At 65.9% G+C, this 18,107-nt stretch carries 20 protein-coding genes; 13 read left to right on the top strand and 7 right to left on the bottom strand.

The window, feature by feature from the left end; genetic code table 11:
* Window positions 1–120 precede the first annotated feature (120 nt).
* The 7 genes from RTM68_RS04255 to RTM68_RS04285 all read left to right on the top strand — a co-directional run bounded on the left by RTM68_RS04255 (window position 121) and on the right by RTM68_RS04285 (window position 6,081).
* Window positions 121–774, top strand: coding sequence for a heme-copper oxidase subunit III (locus RTM68_RS04255; RefSeq protein ID WP_194763415.1), 654 nt, complete (start codon window positions 121–123; stop codon window positions 772–774).
* Between the two features lie 20 nt (window positions 775–794).
* On the top strand, window positions 795–1,598 hold the full coding sequence (locus tag RTM68_RS04260) for a c-type cytochrome (protein ID WP_194763416.1): 804 nt from the start codon (window positions 795–797) through the stop codon (window positions 1,596–1,598).
* Between the two features lie 36 nt (window positions 1,599–1,634).
* Window positions 1,635–2,711: a Rieske 2Fe-2S domain-containing protein gene (locus RTM68_RS04265; protein WP_312168601.1), complete on the top strand. Its 1,077-nt coding sequence runs from the start codon at window positions 1,635–1,637 to the stop codon at window positions 2,709–2,711.
* A complete protein-coding gene (locus RTM68_RS04270; RefSeq protein WP_312168603.1) occupies window positions 2,708–4,522 on the top strand; it encodes a cytochrome bc complex cytochrome b subunit in 1,815 nt (604 codons plus the stop codon). The genes RTM68_RS04265 and RTM68_RS04270 overlap by 4 nt, the downstream gene beginning before the upstream one ends.
* A 93-nt stretch (window positions 4,523–4,615) precedes the next feature.
* Window positions 4,616–5,053, top strand: coding sequence for a Rid family hydrolase (locus RTM68_RS04275; RefSeq protein WP_312168606.1), 438 nt, complete (start codon window positions 4,616–4,618; stop codon window positions 5,051–5,053).
* Window positions 5,050–5,553: a GNAT family N-acetyltransferase gene (locus RTM68_RS04280; RefSeq protein ID WP_312168609.1), complete on the top strand. Its 504-nt coding sequence runs from the start codon at window positions 5,050–5,052 to the stop codon at window positions 5,551–5,553. Before RTM68_RS04275 ends, RTM68_RS04280 begins: the two co-directional genes overlap by 4 nt.
* A 108-nt stretch (window positions 5,554–5,661) precedes the next feature.
* Entirely contained in the window at window positions 5,662–6,081 is a 420-nt protein-coding gene (locus RTM68_RS04285) for a rhodanese-like domain-containing protein (protein WP_312168612.1), read from the top strand.
* Window positions 6,082–6,139: 58 nt separating this feature from the next.
* Here RTM68_RS04285 and RTM68_RS04290 read toward each other — a convergent pair whose 3' ends face one another.
* The 5 genes from RTM68_RS04290 to RTM68_RS04310 all read right to left on the bottom strand — a co-directional run bounded on the left by RTM68_RS04290 (window position 6,140) and on the right by RTM68_RS04310 (window position 11,207).
* A complete protein-coding gene (locus tag RTM68_RS04290) occupies window positions 6,140–6,574 on the bottom strand; it encodes a cytochrome c oxidase subunit 4 (RefSeq protein ID WP_194763422.1) in 435 nt (144 codons plus the stop codon).
* Between the two features lie 3 nt (window positions 6,575–6,577).
* A complete protein-coding gene (gene ctaD / locus RTM68_RS04295; RefSeq protein WP_194763423.1) occupies window positions 6,578–8,311 on the bottom strand; it encodes a cytochrome c oxidase subunit I in 1,734 nt (577 codons plus the stop codon).
* A gap of 3 nt (window positions 8,312–8,314) precedes the next feature.
* Window positions 8,315–9,217: a cytochrome c oxidase subunit II gene (gene coxB, locus RTM68_RS04300; protein WP_194763424.1), complete on the bottom strand. Its 903-nt coding sequence runs from the start codon at window positions 9,215–9,217 to the stop codon at window positions 8,315–8,317.
* A gap of 96 nt (window positions 9,218–9,313) precedes the next feature.
* Window positions 9,314–9,679, bottom strand: a complete 366-nt coding sequence (gene erpA / locus RTM68_RS04305; protein WP_194763425.1) for an iron-sulfur cluster insertion protein ErpA — start codon at window positions 9,677–9,679, stop codon at window positions 9,314–9,316.
* A gap of 106 nt (window positions 9,680–9,785) precedes the next feature.
* On the bottom strand, window positions 9,786–11,207 hold the full coding sequence (locus RTM68_RS04310) for a dipeptidase (RefSeq protein ID WP_312168615.1): 1,422 nt from the start codon (window positions 11,205–11,207) through the stop codon (window positions 9,786–9,788).
* A gap of 47 nt (window positions 11,208–11,254) precedes the next feature.
* Between RTM68_RS04310 and RTM68_RS04315 the strand changes: the two genes are divergently transcribed.
* Window positions 11,255–11,842: a DUF3043 domain-containing protein gene (locus RTM68_RS04315; RefSeq protein ID WP_312168617.1), complete on the top strand. Its 588-nt coding sequence runs from the start codon at window positions 11,255–11,257 to the stop codon at window positions 11,840–11,842.
* Window positions 11,843–11,912: 70 nt separating this feature from the next.
* On the opposite strand, the gene RTM68_RS04320 is transcribed toward RTM68_RS04315, so the two are convergent.
* Complete coding sequence (locus RTM68_RS04320; protein ID WP_312168617.1) at window positions 11,913–12,500, bottom strand: DUF3043 domain-containing protein; 588 nt, start codon at window positions 12,498–12,500, stop codon at window positions 11,913–11,915.
* 47 nt (window positions 12,501–12,547) lie between these two features.
* Here RTM68_RS04320 and RTM68_RS04325 point away from each other — a divergent pair, with 47 nt between their 5' ends.
* From RTM68_RS04325 to RTM68_RS04345, 5 genes are all read left to right on the top strand, one after another.
* Entirely contained in the window at window positions 12,548–13,969 is a 1,422-nt protein-coding gene (locus RTM68_RS04325) for a dipeptidase (protein WP_312168615.1), read from the top strand.
* A 106-nt stretch (window positions 13,970–14,075) separates the two neighbouring features.
* Window positions 14,076–14,441 carry an iron-sulfur cluster insertion protein ErpA gene (gene erpA / locus RTM68_RS04330; protein ID WP_194763425.1) on the top strand — a complete coding sequence of 122 codons (366 nt, stop codon included), beginning with the start codon at window positions 14,076–14,078 and terminating at the stop codon, window positions 14,439–14,441.
* Window positions 14,442–14,537: 96 nt separating this feature from the next.
* Window positions 14,538–15,440: a cytochrome c oxidase subunit II gene (gene coxB / locus RTM68_RS04335; protein WP_194763424.1), complete on the top strand. Its 903-nt coding sequence runs from the start codon at window positions 14,538–14,540 to the stop codon at window positions 15,438–15,440.
* A gap of 3 nt (window positions 15,441–15,443) precedes the next feature.
* Window positions 15,444–17,177, top strand: coding sequence for a cytochrome c oxidase subunit I (gene ctaD, locus RTM68_RS04340; protein WP_194763423.1), 1,734 nt, complete (start codon window positions 15,444–15,446; stop codon window positions 17,175–17,177).
* 3 nt (window positions 17,178–17,180) lie between these two features.
* Window positions 17,181–17,615 carry a cytochrome c oxidase subunit 4 gene (locus RTM68_RS04345; protein WP_194763422.1) on the top strand — a complete coding sequence of 145 codons (435 nt, stop codon included), beginning with the start codon at window positions 17,181–17,183 and terminating at the stop codon, window positions 17,613–17,615.
* Between the two features lie 58 nt (window positions 17,616–17,673).
* Here the strand turns inward: RTM68_RS04345 and RTM68_RS04350 are convergent, their stop codons facing one another.
* Window positions 17,674–18,093, bottom strand: a complete 420-nt coding sequence (locus RTM68_RS04350; RefSeq protein WP_312168612.1) for a rhodanese-like domain-containing protein — start codon at window positions 18,091–18,093, stop codon at window positions 17,674–17,676.
* Window positions 18,094–18,107: the final 14 nt, after the last annotated feature.

Below are 18,107 nucleotides of genomic sequence, written 5' to 3'. Positions count from 1 at the left end.
CGTTTCCCGCGGATTCACCGAGGATTCGCAGTGTTTTCTTAGGGTCGCCTAAGTCGAATCCGGTCCATTTGAGGGTCGTCGGTGCGAGAATCACGCCCGGGGATCGGCCATAATGGAAGGGTGACGACCTCAGCGACGTATGCCCCGGCGGCAAGAACGATCAAGCGCCCCAACCCGGTAGCTGTCGGCACCATTGTGTGGCTCGGCAGCGAGGTGATGTTCTTCGCGGGACTCTTCGCGATCTACTTCACGCTCCGCAGCACCTCCCCCGAGCTCTGGGCCGACCGCACAGAACTGCTGAACGTTCCGTTCGCGTTCGTCAACACGGCCATCCTGGTGCTCTCCTCGTTCACGTGCCAGATGGGCGTGTTCGCAGCCGAGGATCTGCAGCCCTACCGGATCGCCAAGGGCCAGAAGAACGGCGCGGGACGCCGTCGCCTCTTCGGCTGGGGCATGGTCGAGTGGTTCTTCCTCACCTTCGCTCTCGGCTCGATCTTCGTCGCCGGTCAGGTCTGGGAGTACGCGACGCTCGTCGCTGAAGGCATGCCGATCAGCGCCGACTCGTACGCCTCGGCGTTCTACCTGACGACCGGCTTCCACGCACTGCACGTCACCGGCGGCCTCATCGCGTTCCTGCTCGTCATCGGACGTGCGTACGCCGTCAAGAATTTCCGGCACAAGGAGGCGACCTCCTCGATCGTGGTGTCCTACTACTGGCACTTCGTCGACGTCGTCTGGATCGTGCTGTTCGTCGTTATCTACTTCCTGAAATAAGAGCGGAGCTGATCCCCGAGATGGCACGAGAGAAGAAGCGCCGTTCGAACGGTCGTCGCAGCCCCCTGGCTGCGGTGGCCCTCATCGGAGCAGGACTCATGATCACCGGCGCCGTGTACGCCGGCGCATCGGCCGCGTTCGCCGCGACCGACACCACGACCGCTGCGGAGAGCACGCTCACCGTCGAGGACGGCGAGAAGCTGTTCCAGGCGAACTGCGCGACCTGTCACGGACTCGACCTGCAGGGCACCGCCAACGGCCCCAGCCTCTACGGCGTGGGTGAGCTCGCGACGGAGTTCCAGCTCTCCACGGGTCGTATGCCCCTGCAGATGCAGGGACCGCAGGCGCCGCAGAAGCAGCCGCAGTTCACCGAGGACCAGATCCTCGCGATCTCGTCGTTCGTGCAGGAGTCCGCTCCCGGCCCGACGTTCCCCGACAAGCACATCCTCGACGGGGAGGGCGATGTCGCGAACGGGGCAGAGCTGTTCCGCGTCAACTGCGCGATGTGCCACAACGTGGCCGCCGCGGGTGGCGCACTCACCGAGGGCAAGTACGCCCCGGCACTCACCGAGACCAGCGCGCTGCACATGTACGCCGCGATGGTCACCGGCCCCCAGAACATGCCCGTCTTCGGCGACATGAACCTGTCCGACGAGGACAAGCGCGACATCATCTCGGCTCTGCTCTACCAGCAGCAGTCGGTGCAGATCGGCGGCTTCTCGCTCGGTTCGCTGGGTCCCGTGTCCGAGGGCCTGTTCGTCTGGATCTTCGGAATCGGCGCGCTCGTCGCCATCACCGTGTGGATCACGGCGAAGTCCAACTGACGCTTATTCATCGAAGAGGAACGTACGAGGAGCACCATGGCACACGACGACGACTCGCAGGCTCTTGACAGGGCCTACCAGCCCTCTCCGGGGCTGGGTGTCGCAGTCAGCGATCCCGTGCAGAACCCCGGGCTGCCGCCGCACCGCGCGCGGATGACCGACAAGGACCCGCGCGCCGAGAAGGCTGCGGAGCGCACGGTCTACACCCTGTTCTATCTCTCGCTGGCAGGAAGCATCTGGGCGGTCGCCGCCTACATGCTCTTCCCCATCGAGAGCGGCGCGCTCATCGACATCCGTCAGAACAACCTCTTCATCGGTCTCGGCATCTCGCTCGCGCTGCTCGCGATCGGAATCGGTGCGATCCACTGGTCCAAGGCTCTGATGAGCGACAAGGAGCACATCGAGCACCGCCACCCGACGCGGGGCAAGGACTCGACCCGTGAGGCCGTCGTCGAGGCATTCGCCACCGCCAACGAGGAATCCGGCTTCGGACGTCGCACGATGATCCGCAACTCGCTGTTCGCAGCGATCGTGGCCTCGATCATCCCCGGCGTGACGCTGTTCCGCGGGCTCGCCCCGCACAGCACCCCCGACGACCCGACGGCCGGCGACCCGGTCGCGCTGCTCAAGCACACCATGTGGGAGAAGGGCGCGCGCCTGGTGCGCGACCCCGACGGCACGCCGATCCGCGCAGCGGACGTCACCCTCGGCTCCGCGTTCCATGTGATCCCGGAAGACCTCGCAGACCTCAGCCACCACGATGGCTACCTCGAGGAGAAGGCCAAGGCCATCGTGCTGATGATGCGCCTGCGCCCCGAGCAGCTGACCGAGGCGGAAGACCGCAAGGACTGGTCGTACGACGGCATCGTCGCGTACTCGAAGGTCTGCACCCACGTCGGCTGCCCCGTGGCGCTGTACGAGCAGCAGACCCACCACCTCCTCTGCCCCTGCCACCAGTCGCAGTTCGACGTCACGGATCACGCCAAGGTCATCTTCGGACCTGCCGCACGTCCGCTGCCGCAGCTGCCCATCACCGTCGACGACGAGGGCTACCTCATCGCACGCAGTGACTTCACCGAGCCCGTCGGCCCGAGCTTCTGGGAGCGCCATTGAGCACCGCAACGCTGTCCAAAGAGGACAAGGACAACAAGGCGCCTCTCGGCGGCCGATTCGTCGGCGCCGCGTCGAACTACATCGATGAGCGCACCAGCATCTCCGGCTTCGTCAAGGAGCTCGGACGCAAGATCTTCCCCGACCACTGGTCGTTCATGCTCGGCGAGATCGCGCTGTGGAGCTTCGTGGTCGTGTTCCTGTCCGGAACCTTCCTGACGTTCTTCTTCCAGGCATCCATGGTCGAGACGCACTACACCGGTGCCTACGCCCCGATGCGTGGCATCGAGATGTCGGCTGCCCTCGAATCGTCACTGCACATCTCGTTCGACCTCCGCGGTGGTCTCCTGGTCCGCCAGATCCACCACTGGGCCGCTCTGGTGTTCGTCGCCGGTATCGGCGTGCACATGCTGCGCGTCTTCTTCACCGGGGCGTTCCGCAAGCCGCGCGAGCTCAACTGGGTCATCGGCTTCGTGCTGTTCATCCTGGCCATGGCCGAGGGCTTCACCGGCTACTCGCTCCCCGACGACCTGCTCTCGGGCAACGGCCTCCGCATCATCGACGGCATGATCAAGGGCTTCCCGGTCGTGGGAACCTGGATCTCGTTCCTCCTCTTCGGCGGCGAGTTCCCGGGCACCGACATCGTCGGCCGCCTCTACACGCTGCACATCCTGCTGCTGCCGTTGCTGGTCATCGGCCTGATCGTCGTGCACCTGATGCTGATGATCGTCAACAAGCACACGCAGTTCGCCGGTCCCGGCCGCACGAACGACAACGTCGTGGGCTACCCGATGATGCCGGTCTACATGTCGAAGATGGGCGGCTACCTGTTCATCGTCTTCGGCACGATCGTGCTGATCGCGACGTTCTTCCAGATCAACCCGATCTGGAACTACGGCCCCTACGACCCGTCTCCCGTGTCCGCCGGTACCCAGCCCGACTGGTACATCGGCTTCGCGGACGGTGCGCTCCGACTCGCTCCGTCGAACCTCGACGTGGTGTTCCTCGACCGCACCTGGTCGTTCGGCATCCTGCTCCCGGTCGCGGTGCTCGGTCTGTTCATCGTGCTCGTCGCGATCTACCCCTTCCTCGAGGCGTGGGTCACGGGCGACAAGCGCGAGCACCACATCGCACAGCGTCCCCGCAACGCCGCGACCCGCACCGCCATCGGCGTGGCCGGCGTCATCTTCTACGCAGTGCTCTGGGCTGCGGCATCCTCCGACCTCATCGCGACGCATTTCATGCTCACGATGGAAGGTGTGATCCACACCCTGCAGGCACTGCTGTTCGTCGGCCCGATCCTCGGATACTTCGTCACGAAGCGCATCGCGATCGCTCTGCAGAAGAAGGACCGCGAGATCGTGCTGCACGGCTACGAGTCCGGCCGCATCGTGCGTCTCCCCGGCGGCGAGTTCATCGAGGTGCACCAGCCGGTCGACAAGTACGACCGTTGGAAGCTCATCGATGTCGACGGCTACGAGCCGCTCGTCGTCCGTCCGAACGCCAAGGGCCGCATCTCGTGGACTGAGAACCTGCGCTCCTCCGTGTCGCGCTGGTTCTTCGAGGACCGTCTCGCCCCGCTCACGCAGGCCGAGATCGAGGCCGCAGATGCTCACCAGCACCACGTCACGGCTCACACCGAGGAGACCGAGGCCGCCGAGATCCAGGGCGCGCACGAACGCGCCGGGTTCCCGGACGCCCCGCTCACGGTGAGCGAGACGCACGTCGACGAGACGCCCAACACACCGAGCACGGTCATCTCCACGGAGCCGGTGAAGAAGCCTCGCAAGAAGAAGACGGAGGAGGGCGAGTAAGTCCGCCCCTCCCCCGTGAAAGGCCCTGTCCGCTTCGGACGGGGCCTTTCTTCTGTCCGGGCACCTCCCATCTCGGCATGCAAGGATCGTGGCATGAGCTCCGCAGTCCAACTCATCCGTTCGACCGACCTCGCCGCCGCTCCCTACGCGTATGCCGCCACCGCTCCCGCCACTTCTCGGCTGATCCTCGCCGGGGCCTGCCCGCTCGAGGACGACGGCACGACCACTGCTCCTGGCGACTACGCCGCGCAGGCCGCGCGCTGCATCGAGACGCTGCAGGCCGCGCTACGCGCCAGCGGTGCCGCATTGACAGACGTGATCAGCACACGAGTCCTGGTCGCATCGACGCGGCAGGCAGATCTCGTCACTGCCTGGGACGTCATCCACACGGCGTTCGGCTCACACGACGCGCCGAGCACGCTTCTCGGAGTGACTGTCCTCGGCTACGAGCACCAACTCGTCGAGATCGAAGCCGTCGCCGCCGTCGCGGACGTCGCGGACGTCGCACCCGTCGAGGAAGGCATCCGATGAGCGCCGTGATCCGTCCGGCGCTCGCGGATGACGCTCAGATCATCGGGATGATCGAAGCGCACGCCGACGCCCTGCTCACCGACAGCCTCGGCGCACCCGAGTGGCCCCCTGCCGGGGATGCCCTCGAGCGACTGGGCGGTCCCGGATTCGTGCTGCTTCTCGAGGATCCGGTCGACTCCTCCCCCGTCGGCTTCGTTCACGTTCTCGATGCAGACGGACACGCCCATCTCGAACAGCTGTCGGTGCTCCCGGCGTCGGGACGACAGGGTTTCGGGCGTCTCCTCGTCGACGCTGCGCTCGCTGAGGCGCGAGAGCGCGGGTATACCCGGATCACCCTGCGCACATATGCGGAGGTTCCCTGGAATGCCCCGTTCTACGCGTCCTGCGGCTTCCTCGAGAGCCTCCCAGAGACGGCGTTCCAGCGGGGGCTCGTCGACACGGAAGCCGAACTGGGCCTCGATCGCTATGGTCGACGCCTGCAGATGACCGCAGAGCTCTGAGGTTCACAGCTCGCGGATCTACGCGCCCCGCGCAGGTTGGCAGGAAGGCATGCGCCCGCGTCCGAAAGACGGCGGCGGGCCGGACATCGCGCCTTCTAGGCTGGCGTCATGATCGATCGTGCCGACTATTACGCCGCCAGACTCGCCTACGAGACCGACGCCAGCGACGCCTACGCCGCGCTCTCGTCCGATGACAGGCCCGTCATCATCGACGTGCGTTCGGAGGCGGCATGGGCGCAGGGGCGCGTCGCCGGGGCCGTGCACATGCACTACAGCGAGATCGCAGCCCGTGCGCCTCGCGAGATACCCGCCGACACCTCGGTCGTCGTCTACTGTTGGAGCCCCGGTTGCAACGCCGGCGTCAAGGGCGCGCTCGAGTTCGCGAAGCTGGGTTACGAGGTCCGAGAGATGATCGGCGGGTTCGAGTACTGGGTCCGTGAGGGGTATCCGGTCGAGGATGCCGACGGGGTCCACCGACGCCCCGTCGACCCTCTCACCGGCATCCCGAGAGTCCGAACCCACGCCTGAGACGCAGGGAAACAGAAAGGCCCCGGAATGAATCCCGGGGCCTTTCTGATGACGTGTCTCAGCGAGCGAAGTTGCCGCGGTAGTACTCGTACACCCAGCCGACGATCGCGATGACGAAGATCGCGAGTCCGATCGGGAGCAGGAAGTGCCCCACAGCCAGGCCGACCACGAACACCGCAGCGGAACCGGCGAGAACCAGCGGCCACCACGACCACGGGCTGAACTCACCCAGTTCGGGGTCTCCGTCATCGATGTCGCTGGTGAGGATGTCTTCCGGCAGCTCACCGTTCTGAGCCTTGTGCGTGCGGTCCAGGTAGAACGCGATCATCGCGCCCATGAACGCCGCGAAGAACAGCGCCACGGTGCCGACCCACTCGATGCGCGCGGCGAAGTTGTCCGCGGGCGTGGCGAGGATGTGCCAGCCGGTGTACACGACGCCGACCAGGGCGAAGAAGGCGGTGAGGACCCACCAGAGGATGACGTTGTCGCGCATGGCTCAGTGGCCCTCTCGCTCGCCGGGGACGGTGGTCGTGAACTCGGCCGCCTCCGGGTGGTTCAGGTCGAATGCCGGACGCTCACTGCGGATGCGCGGGATCGACGTGAAGTTGTGTCGCGGCGGCGGGCACGACGTGGCCCACTCGAGCGATGCGCCGTAACCCCACGGGTCGTTGACCGTGACCTTCGGCGCCTTGCGCGACGTGATCCACACGTTCAGGAAGAACGGCAGCATCGACGCGCCGAGGATGATCGCACCGATCGTCGACACCTGGTTGCCCCAGGTCCAGCCGTCTGCCGCGGAGTAGTCCGCGTAGCGACGGACCATGCCGTCGACACCCAGCCAGTGCTGGATGAGGAAGGTCATGTGGAAGCCGATGAACAGCATCCAGAAGTGCACGTAGCCGAGGCGCTCGTTGAGCATGCGTCCGGTCCACTTCGGCCACCAGAAGTAGAAGCCCGCGAACATCGCGAACACGACGGTGCCGAAGACGACGTAGTGGAAGTGCGCGACCACGAAGTACGAGTCGGACAGCGCGAAGTCGAGCGGCGGGGCCGCGAGGATGACACCCGTGAGACCACCGAAGACGAAGGAGACGAGGAAGCCGAGGGCGAAGACCATCGGGGTCTCGAACGTCACAGAGCCTCGCCAGAGCGTTCCGATCCAGTTGAAGATCTTCACACCGGTGGGCACCGCGATGAGCATGGTCATGAGGGCGAAGAACGGCAGCAGGACGGACCCGGTGACGTACATGTGGTGCGCCCAGACGGCGACGGACAGAGCGGCGATCGCGATCGTCGCGTAGACCAGGGTCTTGTACCCGAAGATCGGCTTGCGGCTGAAGACCGGGAAGATCTCCGAGACGATTCCGAAGAACGGCAGGGCGATGATGTAGACCTCAGGGTGCCCGAAGAACCAGAACAGGTGCTGCCAGAGAAGGACTCCACCGTTCGCCGGGTCGTAGATGTGCGCACCGAGCACGCGGTCGGCGCCGGCGGCGAAGATCGCGGCGGCGAGCACCGGGAACGCCATGAGGATCAGGAGGCTCGTGATGAGCGTGTTCCACGTGAAGATCGGCATGCGCCACATCGTCATACCCGGAGCGCGCATCGTGATGATCGTCGTGATGAAGTTCACGGCACCGAGGATGGTTCCGAAGCCCGAGATGCCGAGACCGAGCATCCAGAGGTTTCCACCGGCACCCGGTGAGAAGGATGCGCTCGCCAGCGGCTGATAGGCGAACCAGCCGAACGATGCGGCACCCTGCGGCGTGAGGAAACCGGCGACGGCGATCGTCGAGCCGAAGAGGAAGAGCCAGAACGCGAAGGCGTTCAGACGCGGGAATGCGACGTCCGGTGCACCGATCTGCAGCGGCAGGATCGCATTCGCGAAGCCTGCGAACAGCGGCGTCGCGAACATCAGCAGCATGATCGTGCCGTGCATCGTGAACAGCTGGTTGTACTGCTCCTTCGTCGGGATGATCTGCATCCCGGGAGCGAACAGCTCTGCACGGATGACGAGCGCCATGACGCCGCCGAGGAGGAAGAACAGCACCGACGCGATCAGGTACATGTACCCGATCGTCTTGTGGTCGGTGGAGGTGATCCACTTGACGACGATGTTGCCCTTCTGCTCGACGCGCGAGGAGCTCATGAGAGCGGCCTGGCGCGCGGGCAGTGCGGACGGACGGGAGCGAGGGGCCTCGTCGGTGCGGGGTGCTTCTGTGGTCGACATGGCTTACTCCTCTCCTTCTTCGGAGTCGTTCTGCGCGGTGGTGCCGGGATAGTTCGCCAGACGGTCGTACGCGTCGGTGATGTCACCCGTGTTGCCGGCCTGCTCGAGCGACTCGAGGTAGGCGTCGTATTCGTCCTGCTCGACGACCTTCACGTTGAAGAGCATCATCGAGTGGTACTCGCCGCAGAGCTCGGCGCACTTTCCGGCGTATTCGCCGACTCGTGTCGGGATGAACGACCAGGAGTTGTCCTTCCCGATGTACATGTCCTTCTTGTACAGGAAGTCGATGATCCAGAAGGAGTGGATCACGTCACGAGACTGGAGGTCGATCGTGACCTTCTTGTCGACCGGCAGCACCAGTGTCGGCAGCTGCTCCTGGTCGATGTTGCCGTCGGCGTCGGGCTGGGCCTGGATGCCCATGGTCCACACGGCGTCGGCGTTGTCGTCCTCTTCGCCGTCGTACTGGAAGTCCCAGGCCCACTGCTTGGCGATGGCCGTGATCTCGACGTCGGGGTCATCCCACTTCGTCTCGATCGCGGTCTGATCGCGAGCCGTGAAGAAGAACATCCCGAGGACCAGGATCAGCGGCACGATCGTGTAGAAGATCTCGATCGGCATGTTGTACCGCATCTGCACCGGCAGGCCGGTCTGGCCCTTGCGGCGGCGGTACGCGATCGCGGCCCAGGCCATCAGACCCCAGGTGATGACGCCCACCGCGAGGAGGACGATCCAGGAGTTCACCCAGAGCGACGCGACACGGTCGGTCTGGTTTGTGGCGGCGGTACCGTCCTCTACGAACCCCGGGAGGTAGCCATGGAGCTCGGTGGGAGTACATCCCGCCAGGGCCACGGCTGCCGCTACTCCCACAGGGAGGGCGGCCCAACGAAGGCGGCGTTTCGAGGGCACGATGCACCTTTCAGATTGCGGACAGGGCACACCCAAGTCTAGGGCAACCTCACACCTGATTCATGCCAACCACGCAGGTTGGCGAGGTCGAACGGATCAGTGGAAGCTGTCTCCACAGGCGCAGCTGCCCGCGGCGTTCGGGTTGTCGATCGTGAAGCCCTGCTCCGAGATCGTGTCCTTGAAGTCGATCGATGCGCCGTCGAGATACGGGACGCTCATGTTGTCGATGATGACCTCGACGCCGTCGAAGTCGACGGTCTCGTCGCCCTCGAGGAAACGCTCGTCGAAGTAGAGCTGGTAGATCAGGCCGGAGCACCCACCGGGCTGGACGGCGACGCGCAGACGGAGGTCGTCGCGGCCTTCCTGCTCGAGGAGGTTCTTGACCTTGACGGCCGCGGCGTCGGTCAGCTTCACGCCGTGTGCCTGAGTGGTCTCTGCAGAAGTCAGTGTGGTGTCGCTCATATCGCTCCTTGTGACGGGCCGCGCTCGCACGGCAGGTGTATCGATTTTACCCCGCGTCGTCGATCACGGGGCGGGTGTGATCGACGACGCGGCAGATCGGATCGGTTCAGATGACGATGTCGTTCATGCGAGACAGCAGCAGCGCTTCGGTCGCCACGGCGTGTCGGAAGGTGTCGAGGTGCAGCGACTCGTTCGGGCTGTGCGCCCGCGAGTGCGGGTCCTCGACACCCGTGACCAGGATCTGCGCGTCGGGGAACTCGCGCACGAGGTCGGCGATGAACGGGATGGATCCACCGACGCCCAGGTCGATCGGCGCCACTCCGTACCCGTCGTGCATCGCCTCGCGGGTGAGCGCCACCGCCCATCCGCTGGTGTCGACGAGGAAGCCGTTGCCGAGGTCGACGTCCGAGAAGGTCAGCTCGGCGCCGAACGGGGCGTTCGCGCGCAGATGCGCCTCCAGCGCCGCGTAGGCGTCCTCGCCCGACTGTCCCGGTGCGACGCGCGCGCTGATGACGACGCTCACCTCGGGAAGCAGCGTGTTCGAGGCCGCCGCGACGCTCGTGGCGTCGATGCCGATCACGGTGACCGAGGGCTTGTTCCAGATCCGGCTCAGGATCGTGCCGTCGCCGATCGGCGAGACCCCGGCGAGGAGGCCCGCCTCGTCGCGCAGTGTCTCCTCCGTGTACTCGGGAGTCTCCGCCTCCCGCTCCGCCAGTCCCTCGACCGCCACCGAGCCGTCCTCGTTCCAGAGCGTCGACAGCATCCGCACCGTGGCCATCATCGCGTCGGGCACGGCACCACCGAACATCCCCGAGTGCGAAGCGTGGTCGAGTGTGCGCACGCGCACCGTGAAGCGGGCGTTGCCGCGCAGCGAGACGGTGAGCCCGGGCGTCACGGAATCCCAGTTGCCCGAGTCGGCGACGACGATGGCATCCGCACGCAGCGCGTCCTTGTTGTCGGCGAGGAACTGCGCGAAGGAGCGGGAACCGTACTCCTCCTCCCCCTCGATGAACATCGCGATCCCGAGTTCGAGGTCGTCGCCGATCACCTCGGCGACCGCCCGGATCGAGGCGATGTGCGCCATGATCCCGGCCTTGTCGTCTGCCGCGCCGCGACCGTACAGGCGACCGTCGCGCACGGTCGGCTCGAACGGCGGGGTCTCCCAGAGGGCGTCGTCTCCGGGAGGCTGCACGTCGTGGTGCGCGTAGAGGAGGATCGTGGGCTTGCCGTTGCGCGCTGCACGCGTCGCGAGAACGGCCGGCTGCCCGACCTCATCGGTTCCGGGGATCGCGGCCCGCAGCACGCGCACCTCGTCGAAGACGCCCGTCGCCTCGGCGAGAGCCGCGACAGCCGCGGAACTGCGCTCGAGTTGCGTCTGATCGAAAGCGGGCCATGCCATCCCGGGAATGCGCACGAGCTGACCCAGATCGCTCAGGGCCGCCGGGTACCCGGTCGACACCGCCTCGAGGACTGCGGGCTCACGCTCGCTGGAGAGATTCTGGGCGCCGGGCTGAGCAGGAGAAGTCATGCGAGTAATCTTAAGGTGATCCGCCTTCACCCGAACCGAGGAATCTCGTGGCCACTTCCCCCTCCACTCCTTCGACGAACGACGACGCCCCCGAGACGCCCACCGCGGGCAAGGGACGCGCGACGCCGACCCGCGCGGAGCAGGAGGCGGCTCGCCGCCGTCCCCTCGTGGCCAACACCAAAGAGGCCAAGGCCGCCGCGCGCGCCGAGCTCAACGAGCGTCGCAATCGCGCTCAGGCAGGTCTCGCGGCGGGCGAGGAGAAGTACCTGCCGGCACGAGACAAGGGACCGCAGCGCCGCTGGGTTCGCGACTACGTGGATGCGTCGTGGCAGCCCGCGGAGTTCGTGATGGGGGTCATGGTCCTCGTCATCCTGATCTCGCTGCTGCCCCCGAGCCTGGCCATCGCCGGATTCGCGGTGGCCGGTTGGGCCTACCTCGTGATGATGGCCTACCTGATCCTCGCGATCGGTGGCATGATCCTGCTCGGCATGCGGGTCAAGCGCAAGGTCGCGGCGAAGTTCGGCACCGATCGCGTGGAGCGCGGTCTCGGCTGGTACGCGGCGATGCGTTCACTGCAGATGCGCTTCATGCGACTGCCCAAGCCTCAGGTCAAGCGCGGCCAGTACCCGGGCTGACCTCCGCAGAACGTCGAAAGGCGTCCGATGCTCCGCGGAGCATCGGACGCCTTTCGACGTTCTGCGGAGGTCAGCCCGGGTACTGGCCGCGCTTGACCTGAGGCTTGGGCAGTCGCATGAAGCGCATCTGCAGTGAACGCATCGCCGCGTACCAGCCGAGACCGCGCTCCACGCGATCGGTGCCGAACTTCGCCGCGACCTTGCGCTTGACCCGCATGCCGAGCAGGATCATGCCACCGATCGCGAGGATCAGGTAGGCCATCATCACGAGGTAGGCCCAACCGGCCACCGCGAATCCGGCGATGGCCAGGCTCGGGGGCAGCAGCGAGATCAGGATGACGAGGACCATGACCCCCATCACGAACTCCGCGGGCTGCCACGACGCATCCACGTAGTCGCGAACCCAGCGGCGCTGCGGTCCCTTGTCTCGTGCCGGCAGGTACTTCTCCTCGCCCGCCGCGAGACCTGCCTGAGCGCGATTGCGACGCTCGTTGAGCTCGGCGCGCGCGGCGGCCTTGGCCTCTTTGGTGTTGGCCACGAGGGGACGGCGGCGAGCCGCCTCCTGCTCCGCGCGGGTCGGCGTCGCGCGTCCCTTGCCCGCGGTGGGCGTCTCGGGGGCGTCGTCGTTCGTCGAAGGAGTGGAGGGGGAAGTGGCCACGAGATTCCTCGGTTCGGGTGAAGGCGGATCACCTTAAGATTACTCGCATGACTTCTCCTGCTCAGCCCGGCGCCCAGAATCTCTCCAGCGAGCGTGAGCCCGCAGTCCTCGAGGCGGTGTCGACCGGGTACCCGGCGGCCCTGAGCGATCTGGGTCAGCTCGTGCGCATTCCCGGGATGGCATGGCCCGCTTTCGATCAGACGCAACTCGAGCGCAGTTCCGCGGCTGTCGCGGCTCTCGCCGAGGCGACGGGCGTCTTCGACGAGGTGCGCGTGCTGCGGGCCGCGATCCCCGGAACCGATGAGGTCGGGCAGCCGGCCGTTCTCGCGACGCGTGCAGCGCGCAACGGCAAGCCCACGATCCTCCTCTACGCGCACCACGACGTGCAGCCTCCCGGAGACGACGCCCTCTGGGAGACCCCGCCGTTCGAGCCGACCGTGCGCGACGGTCGCCTGTACGGTCGCGGCGCGGCAGACGACAAGGCCGGGATCATGGCGCACATCGCCTCGATCCGGGCGGTCGCCGAGGTGATCGGCGACGACCTCGAACTCGGGATCGCGATGTTCATCGAGGGGGAGGAGGAGTACGGTTCCCGCTCCTTCGCGCAGTTCCTCGCCGACAACAAGGACGCGCTGCGTGCGGATGCCATCGTCGTCGCCGACTCGGGCAACTGGGATTCCGTGACGCCCGGGCTCACCGTCTCGCTGCGCGGCAACGCCCGCTTCACGGTGCGCGTGCGCACACTCGACCACGCTTCGCACTCGGGGATGTTCGGTGGTGCCGTGCCCGACGCGATGATGGCCACGGTGCGGATGCTGTCGACGCTCTGGAACGAGGACGGCTCGGTGGCGGTCGAGGGACTGGCGGAGCGGGAGGCGGAGACTCCCGAGTACACGGAGGAGACACTGCGCGACGAGGCGGGCCTCCTCGCCGGGGTCTCGCCGATCGGCGACGGCACGATCCTGAGCCGGATCTGGAACAAGCCCTCGGTCACCGTGATCGGCATCGACGCCACGAGCGTCGCGGCGGCCTCGAACACGCTGCTTCCCGAGGTGAGCGTCGTCATCAGCGCGCGCGTCGCACCGGGACAGTCGGGCGAGGACGCCTACGCGGCGCTGGAGGCGCATCTGCGCGCGAACGCCCCGTTCGGCGCCGAGCTGACCTTCTCGGACGTCGACCTCGGCAACGGCTTCCTCGTCGACACCAGCGGATGGGCGGTGGCGCTCACCCGCGAGGCGATGCACGACGGGTACGGAGTGGCGCCGATCGACCTGGGCGTCGGTGGATCCATCCCGTTCATCGCCGACCTCGTGCGCGAGTTCCCCGACGCGCAGATCCTGGTCACGGGTGTCGAGGACCCGCACTCGCGGGCGCACAGCCCGAACGAGTCGCTGCACCTCGACACCTTCCGACACGCCGTGGCGACCGAAGCGCTGCTGCTGTCTCGCATGAACGACATCGTCATCTGAACCGATCCGATCTGCCGCGTCGTCGATCACACCCGCCCCGTGATCGACGACGCGGGGTAAAATCGATACACCTGCCGTGCGAGCGCGGCCCGTCACAAGGAGCGATATGAGCGACACCACACTGACTTCTGCAGAGACCACTCAGGCACACGGCGTGAAGCTGACCGACGCCGCGGCCGTCAAGGTCAAGAACCTCCTCGAGCAGGAAGGCCGCGACGACCTCCGTCTGCGCGTCGCCGTCCAGCCCGGTGGGTGCTCCGGCCTGATCTACCAGCTCTACTTCGACGAGCGTTTCCTCGAGGGCGACGAGACCGTCGACTTCGACGGCGTCGAGGTCATCATCGACAACATGAGCGTCCCGTATCTCGACGGCGCATCGATCGACTTCAAGGACACGATCTCGGAGCAGGGCTTCACGATCGACAACCCGAACGCCGCGGGCAGCTGCGCCTGTGGAGACAGCTTCCACTGATCCGTTCGACCTCGCCAACCTGCGTGGTTGGCATGAATCAGGTGTGAGGTTGCCCTAGACTTGGGTGTGCCCTGTCCGCAATCTGAAAGGTGCATCGTGCCCTCGAAACGCCGCCTTCGTTGGGCCGCCCTCCCTGTGGGAGTAGCGGCAGCCGTGGCCCTGGCGGGATGTACTCCCACCGAGCTCCATGGCTACCTCCCGGGGTTCGTAGAGGACGGTACCGCCGCCACAAACCAGACCGACCGTGTCGCGTCGCTCTGGGTGAACTCCTGGATCGTCCTCCTCGCGGTGGGCGTCATCACCTGGGGTCTGATGGCCTGGGCCGCGATCGCGTACCGCCGCCGCAAGGGCCAGACCGGCCTGCCGGTGCAGATGCGGTACAACATGCCGATCGAGATCTTCTACACGATCGTGCCGCTGATCCTGGTCCTCGGGATGTTCTTCTTCACGGCTCGCGATCAGACCGCGATCGAGACGAAGTGGGATGACCCCGACGTCGAGATCACGGCCATCGCCAAGCAGTGGGCCTGGGACTTCCAGTACGACGGCGAAGAGGACGACAACGCCGACGCCGTGTGGACCATGGGCATCCAGGCCCAGCCCGACGCCGACGGCAACATCGACCAGGAGCAGCTGCCGACACTGGTGCTGCCGGTCGACAAGAAGGTCACGATCGACCTCCAGTCTCGTGACGTGATCCACTCCTTCTGGATCATCGACTTCCTGTACAAGAAGGACATGTACATCGGGAAGGACAACTCCTGGTCGTTCATCCCGACACGAGTCGGCGAATACGCCGGAAAGTGCGCCGAGCTCTGCGGCGAGTACCACTCGATGATGCTCTTCAACGTGAAGGTCGTCGAGCAGGACGAATACGACGCCTACCTCGAGTCGCTCGAGCAGGCCGGCAACACGGGTGACATCACCGACGCGTACGACCGTCTGGCGAACTATCCCGGCACCACCGCGCAGAACGACTCCGAAGAAGGAGAGGAGTAAGCCATGTCGACCACAGAAGCACCCCGCACCGACGAGGCCCCTCGCTCCCGTCCGTCCGCACTGCCCGCGCGCCAGGCCGCTCTCATGAGCTCCTCGCGCGTCGAGCAGAAGGGCAACATCGTCGTCAAGTGGATCACCTCCACCGACCACAAGACGATCGGGTACATGTACCTGATCGCGTCGGTGCTGTTCTTCCTCCTCGGCGGCGTCATGGCGCTCGTCATCCGTGCAGAGCTGTTCGCTCCCGGGATGCAGATCATCCCGACGAAGGAGCAGTACAACCAGCTGTTCACGATGCACGGCACGATCATGCTGCTGATGTTCGCGACGCCGCTGTTCGCAGGCTTCGCGAATGCGATCCTGCCGCTGCAGATCGGTGCACCGGACGTCGCATTCCCGCGTCTGAACGCCTTCGCGTTCTGGCTCTTCCTCTTCGGCTCGACGATCGCCGTCGCCGGTTTCCTCACGCCGCAGGGTGCCGCATCGTTCGGCTGGTTCGCCTATCAGCCGCTGGCGAGCGCATCCTTCTCACCGGGTGCCGGTGGAAACCTCTGGATGCTCGGTCTCGGCATCTCGGGCTTCGGAACCATCCTCGGTGCCGTGAACTTCATCACGACGATCATCACGATGCGCGCTCCGGGTATGACGATGTGGCGCATGCCGATCTTCACGTGGAACACGCTCATCACGAGCCTCCTGATCCTCATGGCGTTCCCGGTGCTCGCCGCCGCGATCTTCGCCGCCGGCGCCGACCGCGTGCTCGGTGCGCACATCTACGACCCGGCGAACGGTGGAGTCCTTCTCTGGCAGCACCTGTTCTGGTTCTTCGGGCACCCTGAGGTCTACATCATCGCCCTGCCGTTCTTCGGAATCGTCTCGGAGATCTTCCCGGTCTTCAGCCGCAAGCCGATCTTCGGGTACAAGACCCTGGTCTACGCGACGATCGCGATCGCCGCTCTGTCCGTCGCCGTCTGGGCGCACCACATGTACGTCACCGGGTCCGTCCTGCTGCCGTTCTTCGCCCTCATGACCATGCTCATCGCGGTGCCCACCGGTGTGAAGATCTTCAACTGGATCGGAACGCTCTGGCGAGGCTCTGTGACGTTCGAGACCCCGATGGTCTTCGCCCTCGGCTTCCTCGTCTCCTTCGTCTTCGGTGGTCTCACGGGTGTCATCCTCGCGGCCCCGCCGCTCGACTTCGCGCTGTCCGACTCGTACTTCGTGGTCGCGCACTTCCACTACGTCGTCTTCGGCACCGTCGTGTTCGCGATGTTCGCGGGCTTCTACTTCTGGTGGCCGAAGTGGACCGGACGCATGCTCAACGAGCGCCTCGGCTACGTGCACTTCTGGATGCTGTTCATCGGCTTCCACATGACCTTCCTCATCCAGCACTGGCTGGGTGTCGACGGCATGGTCCGTCGCTACGCGGACTACTCCGCGGCAGACGGCTGGACCTGGGGCAACCAGGTGTCGACGATCGGTGCGATCATCCTCGGCGCGTCGATGCTGCCGTTCTTCCTGAACGTGTGGATCACGTCGCGCAAGGCGCCGAAGGTCACGGTCAACGACCCGTGGGGTTACGGCGCATCGCTCGAGTGGGCCACGTCGTGCCCGCCGCCGCGACACAACTTCACGTCGATCCCGCGCATCCGCAGTGAGCGTCCGGCATTCGACCTGAACCACCCGGAGGCGGCCGAGTTCACGACCACCGTCCCCGGCGAGCGAGAGGGCCACTGAGCCATGCGCGACAACGTCATCCTCTGGTGGGTCCTCACCGCCTTCTTCGCCCTGGTCGGCGTCGTGTACACCGGCTGGCACATCCTCGCCACGCCCGCGGACAACTTCGCCGCGCGCATCGAGTGGGTCGGCACCGTGGCGCTGTTCTTCGCGGCGTTCATGGGCGCGATGATCGCGTTCTACCTGGACCGCACGCACAAGGCTCAGAACGGTGAGCTGCCGGAAGACATCCTCACCAGCGACATCGATGACGGAGACCCCGAACTGGGTGAGTTCAGCCCGTGGTCGTGGTGGCCGCTGGTTCTCGCCGGTTCCGCTGCGGTGTTCGTGGTCGGCCTGGCTGTGGGGCACTTCCTGCTCCCGATCGGACTCGCGATCTTCGTCATCGCGATCGTCGGCTGGGTGTACGAGTACTACCGCGGCAACTTCGCTCGCTGAGACACGTCATCAGAAAGGCCCCGGGATTCATTCCGGGGCCTTTCTGTTTCCCTGCGTCTCAGGCGTGGGTTCGGACTCTCGGGATGCCGGTGAGAGGGTCGACGGGGCGTCGGTGGACCCCGTCGGCATCCTCGACCGGATACCCCTCACGGACCCAGTACTCGAACCCGCCGATCATCTCTCGGACCTCGTAACCCAGCTTCGCGAACTCGAGCGCGCCCTTGACGCCGGCGTTGCAACCGGGGCTCCAACAGTAGACGACGACCGAGGTGTCGGCGGGTATCTCGCGAGGCGCACGGGCTGCGATCTCGCTGTAGTGCATGTGCACGGCCCCGGCGACGCGCCCCTGCGCCCATGCCGCCTCCGAACGCACGTCGATGATGACGGGCCTGTCATCGGACGAGAGCGCGGCGTAGGCGTCGCTGGCGTCGGTCTCGTAGGCGAGTCTGGCGGCGTAATAGTCGGCACGATCGATCATGACGCCAGCCTAGA

The organism is Microbacterium sp. (genome assembly GCF_031988965.1).
GTDB lineage: Bacteria > Actinomycetota > Actinomycetes > Actinomycetales > Microbacteriaceae > Microbacterium.
Note: the sequence above shows the minus strand (reverse complement) of the source record. Positions and strands in the feature narration are given on the sequence as shown.